This window comes from Bradyrhizobium barranii subsp. barranii (genome assembly GCF_017565645.3).
GTDB classification, from domain to species: Bacteria; Pseudomonadota; Alphaproteobacteria; order Rhizobiales; family Xanthobacteraceae; genus Bradyrhizobium; species Bradyrhizobium barranii.
This window is the reverse complement of sequence record NZ_CP086136.1, coordinates 5671566-5687488: the sequence shown is the minus strand read 5'-3', so window position 1 is coordinate 5687488 and position 15923 is coordinate 5671566. Positions and strand designations below refer to the sequence as shown.

The window sequence follows — 15923 nt, the reverse complement described above, 5'->3', positions numbered from 1 at the left end:
CACCCGCGCCCCCCTTTTAGAGGGCCGCCCCTCAAGACTGCGGTGGGGGCCATGTTGGGCGCGCCCTACCGAGCCGTAAGGTGCCATACAGACGCACCCCGGGCAAGCCGAGCAACATCCTGCCGCGGCTCTACGCGGCCTCGTCAGCTTCTCGAAAGCTCGCGCGACTATAGGTCTGCTCAAGTGATCTTGGACGTGAGGCTAGCGTGGACCGGCAGAACTTTGATCCATCCAACGTAACAGCTTGGTCGCAAGTGCAGCACGACGTCTCGGAAGAGACGCACGCCGGCCAGGCCGGGCAAGAGGGCTTTGAGCAGCACTTGGCCGAGGCGCGCCCGCCTGATCCGGCTCCTGTCTCTAGGGGGGCGAGCCGGAGCCACCATCCCAATCTCTCTACGGAAGATCGGGACATTATCGACAAGGCGATTGCTCAATATGCAGGTCCGCGAAAACCGACAACGGTCTATCAGTATGCTCGAGGACTCCGTCGATTGATAAACGAAATCCGCGGTCGTGGCCAATCGACCGATCTAAGGGATCACCAATCCCTGGCCGAGCACGCCAAAGCTTACTTTCCGTTAGACAATGCTATCGTAACGGGGTTGAACATCCTTCGTGCGTATTATGAGCCGGGCCATGTAGCTTATGGCGCGCGACGCGCTGCCCCCTCAGCGGAAGACGCCCTTCTCATAGAGCATCTGACTAATCCCGGCGGACTCAACGAGAGTTCCTTTGGTTTATATCAGAATGCTCTTCGCCAATTTTCTGACAAACTCAAGGGCAAGGGCCAGACGATATCTGAACTGGATCAGGATTCGCGAGTCGCGTTCGCTCGTAGGTTGCTTCCGACGCACGCAACTCTCATCTCCGCGTTGGGGACGTTGGGTGACCAGCTCGACGCGAAACAAGTTTCAGGTCCGGGCGGCCCTCGGGAAGCCGGGGGCGATGGTGTCCCGTCGCCCAGGTCAGGCGGGGTTCCGGCGGAAGTCTGGGGCCTGTTCGATGATGAGGCCGAGGAGCCGCCGGCCGATCCATCGGAACTTGAGCGGCTGGAGCATGAGCTTCGCGGGGAAATTCAGGGACGGCTAGGCGACCACCCCGCTCAGCCGCCCTTCTCCGTAGAGCCAGAGGGATTCACGTTTAATCCAGAGTCCCCTCCTGCGAAAGTTCGCCGATTGCTGGATGATCATTCCGCCCTGCCGCAAGTCTTCGTCAATCCAAACGACCTCAATGCAGACGCTGGCGTGCTGATGCGGGCTTCCCTCCACGAATTGGAGAGGCAGCCCACAATGCAGCAGAGCGGGCATGAACAACCTGCTGCACCGAGCAGGAGCAGCGTCCTCCCGAGCGGGGACAACCGACCGACCAGCTTCGTGATCAACACTGACCGTTACACGGCGTTGTTGGTGCCCGCGGGGATGACCAGGCAGAGCTTCCCGCTCCATCCTCGATCGGAAAACGCTCCGCAGCCCAGCGCGCCGTCGGGGAATCAAGCCTCGCCAGCACTGCCTTCACGCAGGATGGAGCAAGCCGCGCCGGCGTCCGACCGGGCTGAGGCGGTGTTCCCAGCGCTCGGCGAGACTTTTGATGCGTCTTTGTCCGCTCCCGAGGACTTCTCCCACGGCACCCAGCCTGCGCCGGGTATGATGCGGTCCAGGTTGGGCCGCTGGGGTCAGTTTCCGGATGTGGCAGAGCGGGTAAAGACCTACGACATTCGCGGTGAACGCTATACGGCCGTGTTGGGACCGGGAGGGCCCGATGATGTTCGGCTCATTCACCTGCGGTCTCCCGCTGTCGGCGATACATTCGATGTTTCGTTCGCCGTTCCCAAGGATTTTTCTCATCGCACCCAGCCGGCGCCCGACATGATGCTGTCCACGTTGGGCAAGTGGGACTTCTTGCCTGTCGCGGAACATCCAATCATGAACTACGAGATTGGCGGCGAACGCTACACGGCCGTTTTGGGACCGAAAGGACCCAACGACGTTCACCTCATCCATCATCCTCGAGTTGCTGATGAAGCTGCGCCAGCGGCACCGTCAGACGTCTACAACGTCCTTGATTTGCCGTCCACACCGGAGGAGCTGCCTGATTACGCGAACTATCTGTCGGCGTTCCCGCGCATACACTCCGGTGCCGAGATCGGGGCGTCGGGTCCGGCGGCCTCATCCCACGACCGTAGCGGGCGGGCTCTCGACCCCATGCAGTGGCTGGGCGACGAGCATATCCAGAGGGACTACGAGCTCCTGACGCAGGAGTTGCAAATGAATGATCCGAATCTTGCCGCCCGAACGCGGTTCGTCGATCCTCTCATTGCCTTTCGGTTGAGTTGGGGCGCCGAGCGCGACGCGCTCAGCGCATTGCAGCGCATCGTCTATGATCATGACAATGATGTAGCCGACTTCCTATTCCTGCCAGTGACCGATGCCAGTCCAACACATCCTAACGGCACCCATTGGTCGCTGCTACTCGTAGATCGCTGCACGCGAGGAGTGCCGGTCGCCTATCATTACGATTCCGTCGAGGGACACAATGACGGGCCCGCAGAACGGCTCGCAGAACGGCTGGGCCTGACTCTGCAGCGAGCCGGAATGGCCCCGCAGCAGAACAGCTATGATTGCGGCGTGTTCGTGGTGGATGGCACACGGGAGCTGGTTCGACGATTGGCGCAAGGAGAGCGGCCACAAGCCGAGCCGCTGCACCTCGACAACCTCGTCGCCAATCGGCAGGAACTCCGGGACCGGCTTAGGGGTTGATGGCGATGCGCCCGTCCGGTAGGCGTGTCGATCTCCAGGGTTTTCGGCGGCGTTTCAGGACCGGCCGCTGTCGCCGCGAGCAAGCGCACGAAATCAGCTGAATGCAGGAGGACCTGTAAGGGTCGACGCCGTTAAAAAGGCAGTGAAGAGGGTTCACAACGCCGCCAGCGGCTATAAAAGCAAATCGTGCTGTGCGTCGGGCCGGCGGGTGGTTCCTGGAGAGACCATTCTGCCGGAGTTAGTTCAGCGCGAATCGTGACGAATTATTGCGATCACCTGCAGGGTGCTGCCTGCTACAGCGCAGAAGACGGCAAATCATGGATGTCCTAGCCCGTCTTATTCGTAAGAGTGCGCCTGAGGGCTGGCGAGCGTGGTGTAAAGCGCTGATGCGGCGTAGGATTCGGTTGCGAAGCCACCCCATCACCTTCAACCGCGAACGCCACGCCCGCCATGACCGATGATACGATTCCGCCCTTCTCGTTTCCAGCCGTTCACGCCAAGAAAGTCACAGCTGCCTTCGATGGTGGGCGCCTGACCTCGAACGGGGGCGTGATGCTTCTGGCGATGGCCGAGCGGCGTCTCGGTTTGGCCGACAATCTGGCCCGGGTGTTCCCGGATCGGCGCGATCCGACGCGGGTCGTGCACAGCCTGGTCGATATGTTCCGCGCGCGCATGTTCGCGATCTGCTGCGGCTACGAGGACGCCGACGACCTCGATCATCTGCGGTCCGATCCGGCATTCAAGCTGGCCTGCGGTCGCCTACCGGACACGGGCCGGGATTTGTGTTCCCAGCCGACGCTGTCGCGGCTGGAGAATGCTCCGCGCCTGCGCGACGTGATCCGACTGACCTACATTTTGGTCGACGCATGGATGGATAGCTACCCCCACGAGCCGGCATCCGTCACGCTCGACATCGATGATACCTGCGACGTCGTCCACGGCCATCAGCAGCTCTCGCTGTTCAACGCTCATTATGATGAACGCTGCTTTCTGCCGATCCACGTCTACGACACGGAGAAGAGCCGGCCCGTGGCCGTCGTGCTGCGGCCCGGCAAGACGCCGGGCGGCGTCGAGGTGCGTGCCCATCTGCGCCGCCTGGTACGGCATATCCGGACGCGATGGCACAACACGCAAATTACGTTCCGTGGCGACGGGCACTATGCCCGGCCGGAGGCCATGGCGTGGTGCGAGACCAACGGCATCGACTACATCTTCGGTCTGTCCGGCACCAAGCCTCTCGCCAGAAAAGTCGACGAGGTCGCCGACGACATCCGCACGCGACGCGCCATCGAGAACCTGCCGGTTCTGCGTGGCTATACCGAGACGCGCCACAAGGCAAAGTCCTGGGATCGCGAACGGCGCACTGTCGCCCGTATTGAGGCGACGATGCTCGGCCTCGACATCCGCTTCGTCGTCACCAGCCTCGATGTCGGCTCGGCCGAGTGGATCTACGACAGCCTGTATTGCGCGCGCGGCCAAGCCGAGAATCTGATCAAGCTGCATAAGACGCAGCTCGCCTCCGATCGCACCAGCTGCCGTTCGGCGCTCGCCAACCAGGTCCGTCTCGTGCTCCATACGGCCGCTTATTGGCTGATGCTGACCGTGCGCGACGCCATTCCCAAAGCCCGGGAATTGGCCGCTGCCGAGTTCGCGACGCTGCGTCTTCGTCTCTTGAAAATCGCCGCCCGTGTCGTCGAGACCACGAGCCGCATTCGCCTTGCGTTTGCCGCGGCATGTCCCGAAGCCGACCTGATCTGCGGCTTGCCCGGCGCGCTGCTGCCGCTCGGTCCTTGACCGGCGGGGCGTCCGCCCCCGTTCGCCCAACCCATCCCTCAAGCGCGTTGCAAAGTACCGGTCGTCAGGCGGCGAAAAGCCGAAGGCAACCCTGTGCGCCTCGTCAGACAAGATGTGCGGCCGCATCAATCGGGCCCAAAAGCCGCACTCTCACGAATAGGACGGGCTAGGAGTCCGGACCTCGTCACCTTGCCCCAGCCTTTGATCCCCCCGCCCCATGCGGTCCCCCAACCCCATGTAGCGCGATCAGAAGGTGATGCCCCTGGAAGGCCGCCGATCGATGCGCGCGATGTACGCGAAGTATGGTTAGGATTCCATTCCGGATCACTACGGACACAAACGCGCTTGATGCTGCACACGGGTGCATTCGTCCGCATCTGATGCGATCACTGCTGCCTGAATTCGATGCAGGCGATCGGCGGGGATGTCCACATCGGCGCATCGCCGCGGCACCTGCATTTCACGGGCCTGTCACTTAACTGGTCTAGCGCTGCTCCCGTCATCGCTGACGGTCAAGGAGCAAGCCATGTCGAAGCCGGTGCTGGGCGCAGCATTGTCCATCAAATCGATCCCTGCCCACCGCGACTGGCTTTTGGAACGGCAGCGCGATCTCGAAATCCAGGATTTTTTCCGCGCGGATTTGCTGGACGGCGATTGGCGGAGTGCAGCCAGCGAGATCAAGCAGATGCTCTCGGGCCATACCGGCCGGCTCGGCATTCACGGCCCGTTCTGGGGTTTCAAGATCGACAGCCATGATCCCTTGATCCGCAAGGCGGTGACGAAGCGCCTGCTTCAGGGCCTCGATGCCGCGGAATTCCTCGGCGCGACGCAGATGGTGATCCATTCACCGTTCACGACCTGGGACCACAACAATCTCGACCTCTATCCCGATAACCGCGGCAATCTCGTCGAACGCGTCAAGACGACGCTTGCCGAGGTGATCGCGCGCGCCGAGACGATCGGATGCGAGGTCGTCATCGAGAACATCGAGGACAAGGATCCGCGCGACCGCGTGCGCCTCGCCAAGGCGCTCGAAAGCAACAAGGTCCGCGTCTCCCTCGACACTGGCCACGCCAACTATGCCCACATTTCCACCGGCGCTCCGCCGGTCGATTACTACGTCGAAACCGCCGGCGACATGCTGACGCATGTGCACCTCCAGGACACCGATGGCTTTGCCGACCGGCACTGGGCGCCGGGCGAAGGCAACATCCCGTGGGTGGCTGTGTTCCGCGCTCTGGGCCGGCTGACCTCCAACCCGCGGCTGATCCTCGAACTCCGCAATCACGACGACGTTCGCGCCGGCGCAGCCCATCTGGCCGCGCTCGGTCTCGCTGAATAACCGGCATCACAAAGGTCAGGGCTTATCGTCATGAGCAAACTCACCCGTCGCACCATCCTGAAGTCCGGCGGCGTTGCCGCGGGCACGCTTCTCCTGCCGCGCTTCGCGATCGGGCAGGCGGACAACCGTCCGTCGGTGACGATTGCCGTGCAGAAGGTGACGAATTCGAACGTGCTCGACGTGCTGCGCGAGCAATCGAACGTCGGCGAGCGCGTGTTCTTCTCCTCGATCTGGGAGGGCCTGATCTCCAAGAACTGGCGTGGCAGCCTGGAGGCCGTGCCGGGCCTCGCCACCGAGTGGCGCCGCATCGACGACCAGACCGTCGAGGTGAAGCTGCGCCAGGGCGTGAAGTTCCACAATGGCGACGAGCTGACGGCCGAAGACGTCGTCTTCACGTTCAGCCGCGAGCGCATGTTCGGCGAGACCGAGGCCAAGAGCCGCTCCACCATCCAGGCCTTCGAGAAGATCCCGACGCCGCGCCCGGGCAAGGAATTGCCGCCTGATGTGCCGGCGGTCGCCCGCCGCATCTGGCCGGACCTCGTGCGCGTCGATGCCGTCGACAAGTACACGGTGCGCTTCTACAACGCGACGCCCGACGTCACGATTGAGGGCCGGCTGTCGCGCTACGGCTCCGACATCATGAACCGCCGTGCCTGGGAGCAATCCGCGAGCTATCTCGACTGGGCGCGCAAGCCGATCACGACGGGCCCGTACAAGGTCGTCGAGCTCAAGCCCGACGTGTCGCTGACCCTCGAGGCGCATGACGAATATTGGGGCGGCCGGCCGCCGCTCAAGCGCATCCGTTTCCTCGAAGTGCCCGAGGTCGCGAGCCGCATCAACGGGCTGCTGTCGGGCGAATACCAGTTCGCCTGCGACATCCCGCCGGACCAGATTGCCGGGATCGAAAAGAACGCGGCGTTCGAAGTGCAGGGCGGCACCATCCTCAATCACCGCCTGACCGTATTCGACAAGAACCACGCCCAGCTCGCCAATCCTCTGGTGCGGCGCGCCTTCACCCACGCGATCGACCGCCAGGCGATCGTCGACAGCCTGTGGGCGGGCCGTACCCGCGTGCCGAAGGGCCTGCAGTGGGAATTCTACGGCGACATGTTCAACGCCGACTGGAGCGTGCCGGCCTACGATCCGAAGCTCGCGCAGGATCTGTTGAAGCAGGCCAATTACAAGGGCGATCCGATTCCGTATCGCCTGCTCAACAACTACTACACCAACCAGGTCGCGACCGCGCAGGTGCTGGTCGAGATGTGGAAGTCGGTCGGCCTCAACGTCCAGATCGAGACCAAGGAGAACTGGTCGCAGATCATGGAACGCGCGCCGACCCGCGCGGTACGCGACTGGTCGAACTCGGCTGCCTTCAACGATCCCGTCTCGTCGCTGGTCGCCCAGCACGGCCCGAACGGCCAGCAGCAGCAGATCGGCGAGTGGACCAACGCCGAACTGAACAAGCTTTCGGAGTTCCTGGAGACCTCGACCGACCGGGCCGCCCGCAAGAAGGCGTTCCGCCGCATGCTCGAGATCGCCGAGCGCGAGGATCCCGCCTACACTGTGCTGCACCAGAACGCGACCTTCACCGCGAAGCCGAAGTCGATCAAGTGGAAGGCGTCGCCGGCATTCGCGATGGATTTCCGCGCCGGCAATTTCGAGGCGTAAGTGGCGACGCCGTTGGTCAGCATCCAGGGCCTCAGCGTCGCCTTCAACGGCGTAGCGGTCCTGCGCGGCGTCGATCTCGCTTTGCAGAAGGGAGAGGCGCTCGGCCTCGTCGGCGAGTCCGGCTCCGGCAAGTCAGTGACGTGGCTTGCTGCACTCGGCCTCTTGCCGCGGCATGCAAAAGTCTCGGGCTCCGTGCGGCTCGACGGACGCGAAATCCTCGGCGCAGCCGCGGGTGAGCTTGACCGGGGTGCGGGGCGGGCGGGTCGCCATGATTTTTCAGGATCCCGCAAGCGCGCTCAATCCGGTGCTCACCATTCGCAAGCAGCTCTGCGAGGCTTTGGCGCTGCATCGCCATCTCTCGGGCGAGGCGGTGAAGGCCGAAGCGCGGCGGCTGCTCGATCTCGTCGGCATTCCCGATGCGGCGCGGCGGCTCGAGGCCTATCCGCACGAATTCTCGGGCGGCCAGGTCCAGCGCATCATGATCGCGATGGCGCTGGCCGGAAATCCCGATCTCCTCGTCGCGGACGAGCCGACCACGGCGCTCGACGCCACCATCCAGGCGCAGATTTTGGAGCTGCTCTCGACCATCCGCCGCGAGATGAGCATGGCGATGGTGCTGATCAGCCATGATCTCGGCGTCGTCGCGGAAAACTGCGACCGCGTCGCCGTGATGTATGCCGGCCGCATCGTCGAGCAGGCGCCCGCCAATCAGCTCTTTGCCGATCCGGTGCATCCCTACGCGCAGGGCCTGATCGGCGCACTGCCGCCGCTCGACGGACCGCGTCGGCGTCTCACGGCCATTCCGGGGACCGTTCCCGATCCCGCGCACATGCCAAGCGGCTGTGCCTTCGCGCCGCGCTGCGCGCTGGCGGCCGAGCCGTGCGGACTTGCCGTGCCGAGCCTCGCGCCGATCGCGAACGATCGCGTGGTTGCCTGCATCCGTGCCGAGGCCTCGCGCCGCGCGCTGCTCGGGATCGCCGCCGAATGAGCGGGCCGCTTGTCGAGGTGTCCTCGATCTCGCGCAGCTACGCGATGCGCTCCGGGATGTTCGGCCGCAGCACGGCGGTTCACGCGGTCGACGGCTTGTCACTTGCGATCCGCAAGGGCGAGACGCTCGGCCTCGTCGGCGAGTCCGGCTCGGGCAAGTCGACCACGGGTCGTATCGTGCTCGGTCTCGAGCCGCCCGATCGCGGCGAGGTGCGGTTCGACGGCAAGGCGATGGCCGCGCCAGGCACGAAGGCGTGGCGCGCGCAGCGGGCGCGCATGCAGATGATCTTCCAGGATCCGCTGGGGGCGCTGGACCGGCGGTTGCCGGTCGCGGCCCAAATCCGCGAGCCTCTGGACATTCACGGTCTCGGCACGCCGGCCGAACGCGAGGAGCGTGTCCGCGAATTGCTGCGCGCCGTCGAGCTGACACCGGCGCATGGCGCGCGCTATCCGGGCGCGCTCTCCGGCGGCCAGCGTCAGCGTATCGTGCTGGCGCGGGCACTGGCGACAAAGCCCGATTTCCTCGTCTGCGACGAGCCGGTCAGCGCGCTCGACGTTTCGATCCAGGCGCAGGTGGTGAACCTGCTTTGCGATCTCCAGGCGCAGCTCGGGCTGACGCGACTGTTCATCAGCCACGATTTGCGCGTCGTGCGGCAGATCAGCAATGTCGTCGCCGTGATGTATCTCGGCCGCATCGTCGAGATCGGCAGCGCCGACGATCTCTTCGCGCGTCCCGAACATCCCTATACGCAGGCGCTGGTCTCGGCCTCGCCGGCACCGGGCCGCCGCAGCGCGGGCCGCATCGTGCTGGCGGGCGATCCGCCGAACCCGGCGGCGCGGCCCCAAGGCTGTGCCTTCCATCCGCGCTGCCCGCGCGCTATCGCGCGCTGCGCGAGCGAGGTGCCGGCGCTGTCGGGCGTCGGCGGCAACAGGCAAGTCGCCTGCCATCTCGTGACGGGGCGGCAGGCCGAGACGCGGGACGCGGCCTGATGGGACGCTATCTCGCCATTCGGATCGGACGCGCGGCGCTGACGATCGTGCTCGTCGTCACCTTCGCCTTCGTGGTGCTGCGGCTCTCCGGCGATCCTGCGCTGATGATCCTGGGACCGGAGGCGCCGCCGGAAGTGCTCGCTGCTTTCCGCAAGGCCTGGGGGCTCGATGATCCCATCTGGTTCCAGTACCTCGACTACTTCGGCGCCATTGCCAAGGGCGAGCTCGGCCGCTCCATGCGCGACGGGCGGCCGGCGATCGAGCTCGTGCTGGAGCGGATTCCGGCAACGCTCGCGCTGACGCTGCCGGCCTTCTTCTTCAAGGTGGCCCTCGGCATTCCCGCCGGCATCTACGCGGCGCTGCACCGCGGCTCGGGAATCGATCGCGCCGTGATGATGACGGCGGTCGCCGGCTTCACCGTGCCGAGTTTCGTCCTTGCGCTGCTGCTCGTGCTCGTCTTCGCCGTTCAGCTCGGCTGGTTGCCGTCGGGCGGGCAGGACAGCTGGCGTCACGCCATCCTGCCAATCGTGACACTCAGCCTCGGCGGCGCCGCGGTGCTGGCGCGCTTCACCCGCAGCGCCATGCTGGAGGTGCTGGGCCAGCCCTATATCCGCACCGCCTCGGCCAAGGGCGTGCCGTGGCGCAAGGTGGTGACGTCGCATGCGCTGCCGAACGCGGCGATCCCGACCGTCACCATTCTCGGCTTCATGGTGGGCACGCTGATCGCGGGCGCGGTCGTGGTCGAGAGCGTATTTGCCTGGCCCGGAGTAGGGCGCCTGCTGGTCGTCGCCGTCGCCAACCGCGACCTCGCCGTCGTGCAGTGCATCCTGTTGCTGGTCGCGATGACCATGGTCACGTCGAATCTGATCGTCGATTTCCTCTACGGCTTCCTCGATCCGCGCCTGCGCGCCAAAGGGGCGCATGCATGACCGATACGACGCTGAAGGATACGGCTGTCCGCCGCCGCATCAGCCTTCCCGCGATCCCGGTCTCGGTCGCGCTCGCGATCAGCTGGATCGTCGCCATGCTGGTGATCGCGGCGTTCGCCGAGAAAATCGCGCCTTACAGCTTCACCCAGCTCGACCTGCGCAACCGGCTGGCCGCGCCCGGCAATGTCGCGCACTGGCTCGGCACGGACGAGCTCGGCCGCGACGTGCTGTCGCGGCTCCTCGTCTCGATCCGCATCTCGCTGTTGATCGCCTTCGGCGCGACCGCAATCTCGGCGATCGTCGGCACCACGCTCGGCTTTCTCGCCGCGCATTTCCGCGGGGCCGTCGAGCAGTTCGTGCTGATGCTGACCGACTTCCAGGCCAGCATGCCGTTCCTGATCATGGCGCTCGCGGTGCTGGCCTTCTTCGGCAATTCGCTGCCGCTGCTGATCGGCCTGATGGGGCTGTTCGGCTGGGAGCGCTATGCCCGCATCGCCCGCGGCCTCGCCATCTCCGCCAATGCGCAAGGCTATGCCGCGGCCGTCCGCCAGCTCGGTGCGACGCCGTCGCGGATTTACCTTAGGCATATCCTGCCCAACATCGCCTCGACCCTGATCGTCTCGACCACGCTCGTCTTCCCCGAGGTGATCCTGATGGAATCCGGCCTGTCCTTCCTTGGCCTCGGCGTGCAGCCGCCGATGACCAGCCTCGGCAACATGGTCGGCTATGGCCGCGAGTACCTGACCCGGGCGCCCTGGATCATGCTGGCGCCGGCGACCACCATCGTGATCACCACGCTGGCCGTCTCCGTGATCGGCGACTGGCTGCGCGACCGGCTCGATCCGACCTTGCAATAGGGCGACTGGCCTGACGCCGTCGGACACCCGCTTCTAGCCTTGGACCTCCGGCGTCCTGCCGCGCCCGAGCGCGAATTGACCGACCGGGCCCTCGATATGGAATTCCAACTCCGTCATTTTCGCGAACAGATCGATGTTGGTGCTGCCAATGGCGCAGCCGCCGAGGCCCATATCGGTCGCCGCCAGGTAAAGCGTCTGAATCAGGCTGCCGACATCCTTCAGGATCAGCGAATATGCGATTGAGCTGTATTTCCAGGAGATCCGCCCAAAACGCGCCGCGATCGTGATGAGGATTTGCGGCTGACCCGGCGCGTCCATGGCGAACTGGGCAGCCGCCAAATGCGCCTGGAGTTGTTGGGGGGAGGCGCTGATCGCGACGAGAGCGTGGCTCCCTGCATCGTAGTGGTAGAGCCCGCGCGCAAGCCCGTCGCAGTTCGCGACGGTAAGGTACAATTCCAGCTCGTACGCGCTGCCCGCCGACGGATAAGGCCTTGTGCTGTAGGTGACGTCGGAACCGCCTTCGAAATACGGCTCGCTCTTCCATTCGGACAAGACGCGCGCGCTGGTGTCGAGAAACTGCGCGAGTTCGCCGAGCGTGACCGGATTCTTGTCGTCGAATTCCCGCGTCGAATGGCGTTCGCGCAACAGCTTCGGGAAGCGGGAGTTCGGCTCCGGGGAGGAGAATTTGCGCAGGTCAATCTTGCTGCCGGTCCAGGGCGGACGCACCGCCGGCGACGGCGGAACGATGCCGGCATAGGTGAAGGCGGCGCCGACCGGATTGGCTTGCCGACCCTCCGTGCTCCGCGTGTGAAACACCAGATCATGGAAATCCCAGAGAACGAGATTGCCATCGCCTTCATTCACCCGAAGGCCTTGTCCGTCTTTCGCATCGAGCTTGAGCAGGATCTGGCTGTCCAGCAACAGTTCGAGCAGATGGAGGGTGGAGGAAGCTATCTTCTGGTTCAGCTCGCCGATCTTGCGAGGCTGCGACAGCGCAGCAAGGGTGGCGGCGATGGCGGGATCGCCAATCCGGAACAACGCGCCGGCGCGTGGCGATTCCAGCACCAGCTCGTTGCCGCGCCGGCGCAGAAAGGCAAAGCGCGATAGCACGATGGTGTCACGACTGCCCAGCTTCGCGCGCCGCGGCCAGTATTCGGGGACTTGGGGCTCGATGACCACGAAGTCCTGCGTGTTACGCGAAGAGGAGAGGCGGTATTCCAGAAGCCCCTGCCGGGCCAAGCGACGCACCAGGGCGTCGACGTCTCTCGCGAGGGCGCTCTTGCCTGCAAAGGACGCGAGCGGAAGGCCGGTGCTCAGATGTCGCGCGCAGTCCATCGCGGCCGCGCTGAATTGTCCGAGGTTGACGGAATAATCGCCCAGAATGGCGGCGATGTTTCCGTCCGGCTGCATCTGGAGGGAGAAATGATGGCTCAACCGGGCGGCAATGTCTGGCGCGATCTTCCTGGTCGGCTTTTTCCGGGGAGCGCGCACGAAAGAGCAGCCCTTCAGGTGTGTGGAAGGAATGAAGTCAGATCGCTTTCCGGTCGCGGCCGGTCCAACAATCCGAGCTTCACCGGCACATCGTAAAGGCGCCCCGGTGCGAAACGGCGATAGAAATGACGCAGGCCGGGAACGAGCACTCTGACGACCGGAACCTCGACGTCGGGACGTGTCTGGTCGAGGACGAGGAAATCGTAGCCTGCACGGGCGGCGATCTCGACGCAGGCAATGACCTGGTCACGCGTATTGTCGTGAAGCTTGAGGCTCGGCGCTGGGGGGACGATCGGGTGGTCGCTCGGTGTCAGGAACGGGTAGTCTTCCAGGCGCAGCGGCGTGACACCGTCGAGGGTCGGCTTCTCGCCGCTTGCGCCGCCCATCATGCCGACGGACATAAATTGGGTCAGTTCGGTGAGGGATCGCAGCAGCGCTATATGGCGGTCGAAATGCGCGCCGGAACCGAACTCGATATTCTCATGTCCATTCTGCATCCAGTGCATGATCGCCACGTAAGTCGGAATGCCGAGGTCCGTGGTGATGTCGAGCACCCATAGCTTGCGCCCGGCTTCCGCAAATTGAGCCTGGAGATCCCGAACATAGAAATCGTCGAATTGCCCGAGATCGACCTCGGCGCGCTGCACCCGGTTGTACCACCAGATCGCGTAGGCATCGCGCTCGATCAGTTCGAGGAAGCCCTGAACGATGGCTTCGTCGCGGGTGTTGCCGGCCGCGCAGCCGTTGGAATCCGTATGAAAGCCGCCATAGAAGAAGTACAGGAGGCCGGTCGGCAGATATTTGAAGCGTTTGTCGCGCAACGACGAGACCGGCGACCACTCGGTCCTCGTCGAGGGATCGAACGGCTCGGGCACCGGATGGGGATCGTCCTGCTGCTGCAGAAACCTGGTCTTGAACTGCGTGTCGCTGAAGAGCTGCACGTCGTTGGGAAGAAGCGCGTCGCCAGGCGCGAAATCGACGAAGCGGCGCGTCGTCCTGATCTCATCGCCTTGGAAAATGCCCGAATAGCGTTCGATCGATTCCATCAGCGCGCTGGCTTCACCCTGCTCGGCGGTCGAGCCCTTGCCAAAACTGCCGCCACTCAATCCGGACCTGAGCTGGTCGATGCTGTGGGCCGGCGCGGAGAAATTGTGCTGGGCGAAGTAATTGGTGTTCATCGGCAGATCAACGTCGATCCGCTCGAGTCGGGTCACCACCCCTGTCAGTGGACTCACATGCTTGCGGAAGCGCGACACCGTCGACCGCGACGTCACGGTGCGATATCCACCGCTGGTCATGACGAGCCTCTTGCCCTCGGCAATCTCGACCAGGACCGGAGATCGGCGCGGGTTGTTCAGCTTCCTGCTGCCGCAGGTCGGACATTGTGGACGTCGCGTCACGTAGTGCTTGGCGATGGCGGCGCCGGTCAGGTCGAAGCTTGCGATGTGATCGCACAAATCGGTGCGAAAATCCGAGGCAATTGCCTTGGCGATCTCGACCGCCGCAAAATGGATTCCAGTCTTGCCGACGCTTTCCCTGACGAGAGGCGATATGGCAACCGCACGCGCCGGTCCCCGGTCAAGAAACCCCTTGATCTCCCGGTTGCGGATCATGCGATCGAACAGGCAGGTCCAGCAGGCGCTCTCGCCCGGTTTGAACATGGGCCCGACCAGCGGAAACGCGCCGGACGGCTGTACCAGCAACCAGGACGTCTTGCCGGCCACACGTTCCTGGTTCAGTTCAGCAAGTCGCCCGTCAAGATAATCGTTCACCAGCGTGATCGTGAGCTTCGGCGAGCGCTTGGCGATTTGAACGCCGAGCTTACCCAACGCCGCGGTCAGCTCCTTGGCGCCTTTGACGTCAATCGACTCGACCCGCACGGGGCAATTGCGAAGATTTTGTTCCGCGATATCCAAGGGCATTCCGAGGCTTGCCAGGAAACCGCCGACGGCGTCGTCGAAAGCTTTCGGGGTCCGCGCAACGACATATCGGCGATCGAGCAGCCGCTTGATTGCTTCCTCGATCTTGTCGGCCGGGAAGTGCTTCGAAAGCTGGCGAATGATCTCCGACCCGGTCTTGCCGTGTTGCCCGATCGCAGTGGCGAGGGCGCAGTAGAGCTCGCCGTGCAGGAAGAATTTGCGGTTCTCGGAATAGAGACAAACCGCATCGGGAGGCAGCAAGTAAGCGGTGAAGTTCGGTGCAAATCGGAGAATGTCTTTGCGGATCTGCCGCGCAACGCGGGTCTTGCGAGTTGCAGTCATTGAGTCAGCACGCTGATCCTGTTGCCGTCACGCTAGATACCCGGCGCAAGATGGATCGTCGCGACCGCGCGCCGGCATTTTCCCAGAGAATTGAAACGAATTCAGCTGTCACCCGCAAGCCGCCGATGCAGGCGTCGTAGCGAAATCAAGCAATTGGCCGGACCCTTTCTTGAGGCCGGCCAATGACCTATCGACCCGTGAATTTGACATTCGGAACGCGCCGGGGTCTAGCACACGCGGCAGCGGCCCCACGATGCGCAGCAACCCGCGCATGTTACGGCGCATCCCACCACACCAACGCCACAGCCGACAGCACAGCCAACTGCACAACCCGCACATCGGCAACCGACGCCACATCGGCAGCCACGGCAAGCCCGACAGCCTCCGCAGCCGCGGCAACCGCCGCATCCGCGCCATGCCAGCTGCACGCGGCTACCGGCGTTTTCCTTGTCGAAGAGATGGAAGGTGGCCAGGCTGACGTCAGCCATTTCCTCTTCATCGAGCGTGATTGCCTGGCCCGTTCCAAGGTGCGGCAATTGTTGTACGTCGGGTGTCGGTACGGCGGACGCCGATGCGCCTCCCGCCAGCGAGAACGTCAACCCTGCGGCTCCGAACGCCGGCACGGCGACTTTGCTTACTCGCTTCTTCCCTTTAGAAGTCTTCTTCGCCTGCCGCATGGTCGAACCTCCGAGCATTGCAAGAAGTATCCCACCCGCGGTAAGTCTACGCCCAGGAAATAACGCGGGCAACAATTACGCGCACAAAAGCGCGGCGCTGCACGTTCGGGATGTATTCATCTTCATGAACGGCAATCGGCACGGCCGGTTGACACAACGCGTCAACGATCC

Annotated in this window: 9 protein-coding genes and 1 pseudogene; 8 read left to right on the top strand and 2 right to left on the bottom strand. The window is 64.0% G+C overall.

The features are described 5' to 3' along the window. Window positions 1-206 precede the first annotated feature (206 nt). The 8 genes and pseudogenes from J4G43_RS27275 to J4G43_RS27240 all read left to right on the top strand — a co-directional run bounded on the left by J4G43_RS27275 (window position 207) and on the right by J4G43_RS27240 (window position 11323). Entirely contained in the window at window positions 207-2756 is a 2550-nt protein-coding gene (locus J4G43_RS27275) for a Ulp1 family isopeptidase (protein WP_225005160.1), read from the top strand. A 450-nt stretch (window positions 2757-3206) separates the two neighbouring features. Further along, window positions 3207-4550 carry an IS1380-like element ISBdi2 family transposase gene (locus J4G43_RS27270; protein ID WP_208086551.1) on the top strand — a complete coding sequence of 448 codons (1344 nt, stop codon included), beginning with the start codon at window positions 3207-3209 and terminating at the stop codon, window positions 4548-4550. A gap of 526 nt (window positions 4551-5076) precedes the next feature. Then, complete coding sequence (locus J4G43_RS27265) at window positions 5077-5892, top strand: sugar phosphate isomerase/epimerase family protein (protein WP_063983251.1); 816 nt, start codon at window positions 5077-5079, stop codon at window positions 5890-5892. A gap of 30 nt (window positions 5893-5922) precedes the next feature. After that, the gene (locus tag J4G43_RS27260) at window positions 5923-7560 is read left to right on the top strand and encodes an ABC transporter substrate-binding protein (RefSeq protein ID WP_208086863.1); all 1638 of its coding nucleotides are present in this window, start codon (window positions 5923-5925) and stop codon (window positions 7558-7560) included. Continuing rightward, window positions 7561-8548 (top strand): annotated as a pseudogene (locus tag J4G43_RS27255) (ABC transporter ATP-binding protein). It begins immediately after the preceding gene. After that, a complete protein-coding gene (locus J4G43_RS27250) occupies window positions 8545-9537 on the top strand; it encodes an ABC transporter ATP-binding protein (RefSeq protein WP_208086862.1) in 993 nt (330 codons plus the stop codon). Before J4G43_RS27255 ends, J4G43_RS27250 begins: the two are co-directional and overlap by 4 nt. Then, window positions 9537-10466, top strand: coding sequence for an ABC transporter permease (locus tag J4G43_RS27245; RefSeq protein WP_014495224.1), 930 nt, complete (start codon window positions 9537-9539; stop codon window positions 10464-10466). Before J4G43_RS27250 ends, J4G43_RS27245 begins: the two co-directional genes overlap by 1 nt. Next, window positions 10463-11323: an ABC transporter permease gene (locus tag J4G43_RS27240; RefSeq protein ID WP_208086861.1), complete on the top strand. Its 861-nt coding sequence runs from the start codon at window positions 10463-10465 to the stop codon at window positions 11321-11323. Before J4G43_RS27245 ends, J4G43_RS27240 begins: the two co-directional genes overlap by 4 nt. 33 nt (window positions 11324-11356) lie before the next feature. On the opposite strand, the gene J4G43_RS27235 is transcribed toward J4G43_RS27240, so the two are convergent. Both J4G43_RS27235 and J4G43_RS27230 read right to left on the bottom strand, forming a co-directional pair. Next, entirely contained in the window at window positions 11357-12733 is a 1377-nt protein-coding gene (locus J4G43_RS27235; RefSeq protein ID WP_208089424.1) for a SagB/ThcOx family dehydrogenase, read from the bottom strand. A 95-nt stretch (window positions 12734-12828) separates the two neighbouring features. Next, window positions 12829-15075, bottom strand: coding sequence for a TOMM precursor leader peptide-binding protein (locus tag J4G43_RS27230; RefSeq protein ID WP_208086860.1), 2247 nt, complete (start codon window positions 15073-15075; stop codon window positions 12829-12831). Between the last annotated feature and the right edge of the window lie 848 nt (window positions 15076-15923).

What these genes read in the sequence shown, in the direction of transcription:
- J4G43_RS27270 (WP_208086551.1), top strand. Translation starts at nt 3,207, where the DNA reads ATGACCGATGATACGATTCCGCCCTTCTCGTTTCCAGCCGTTCACGCC.
- J4G43_RS27265 (WP_063983251.1), top strand. Translation starts at nt 5,077, where the DNA reads ATGTCGAAGCCGGTGCTGGGCGCAGCATTGTCCATCAAATCGATCCCT.
- J4G43_RS27260 (WP_208086863.1), top strand. Translation starts at nt 5,923, where the DNA reads ATGAGCAAACTCACCCGTCGCACCATCCTGAAGTCCGGCGGCGTTGCC.
- J4G43_RS27250 (WP_208086862.1), top strand. Translation starts at nt 8,545, where the DNA reads ATGAGCGGGCCGCTTGTCGAGGTGTCCTCGATCTCGCGCAGCTACGCG.
- J4G43_RS27245 (WP_014495224.1), top strand. Translation starts at nt 9,537, where the DNA reads ATGGGACGCTATCTCGCCATTCGGATCGGACGCGCGGCGCTGACGATC.
- J4G43_RS27240 (WP_208086861.1), top strand. Translation starts at nt 10,463, where the DNA reads ATGACCGATACGACGCTGAAGGATACGGCTGTCCGCCGCCGCATCAGC.
- J4G43_RS27235 (WP_208089424.1), bottom strand. Translation starts at nt 12,733, where the DNA reads ATGCAGCCGGACGGAAACATCGCCGCCATTCTGGGCGATTATTCCGTC.
- J4G43_RS27230 (WP_208086860.1), bottom strand. Translation starts at nt 15,075, where the DNA reads ATGACTGCAACTCGCAAGACCCGCGTTGCGCGGCAGATCCGCAAAGAC.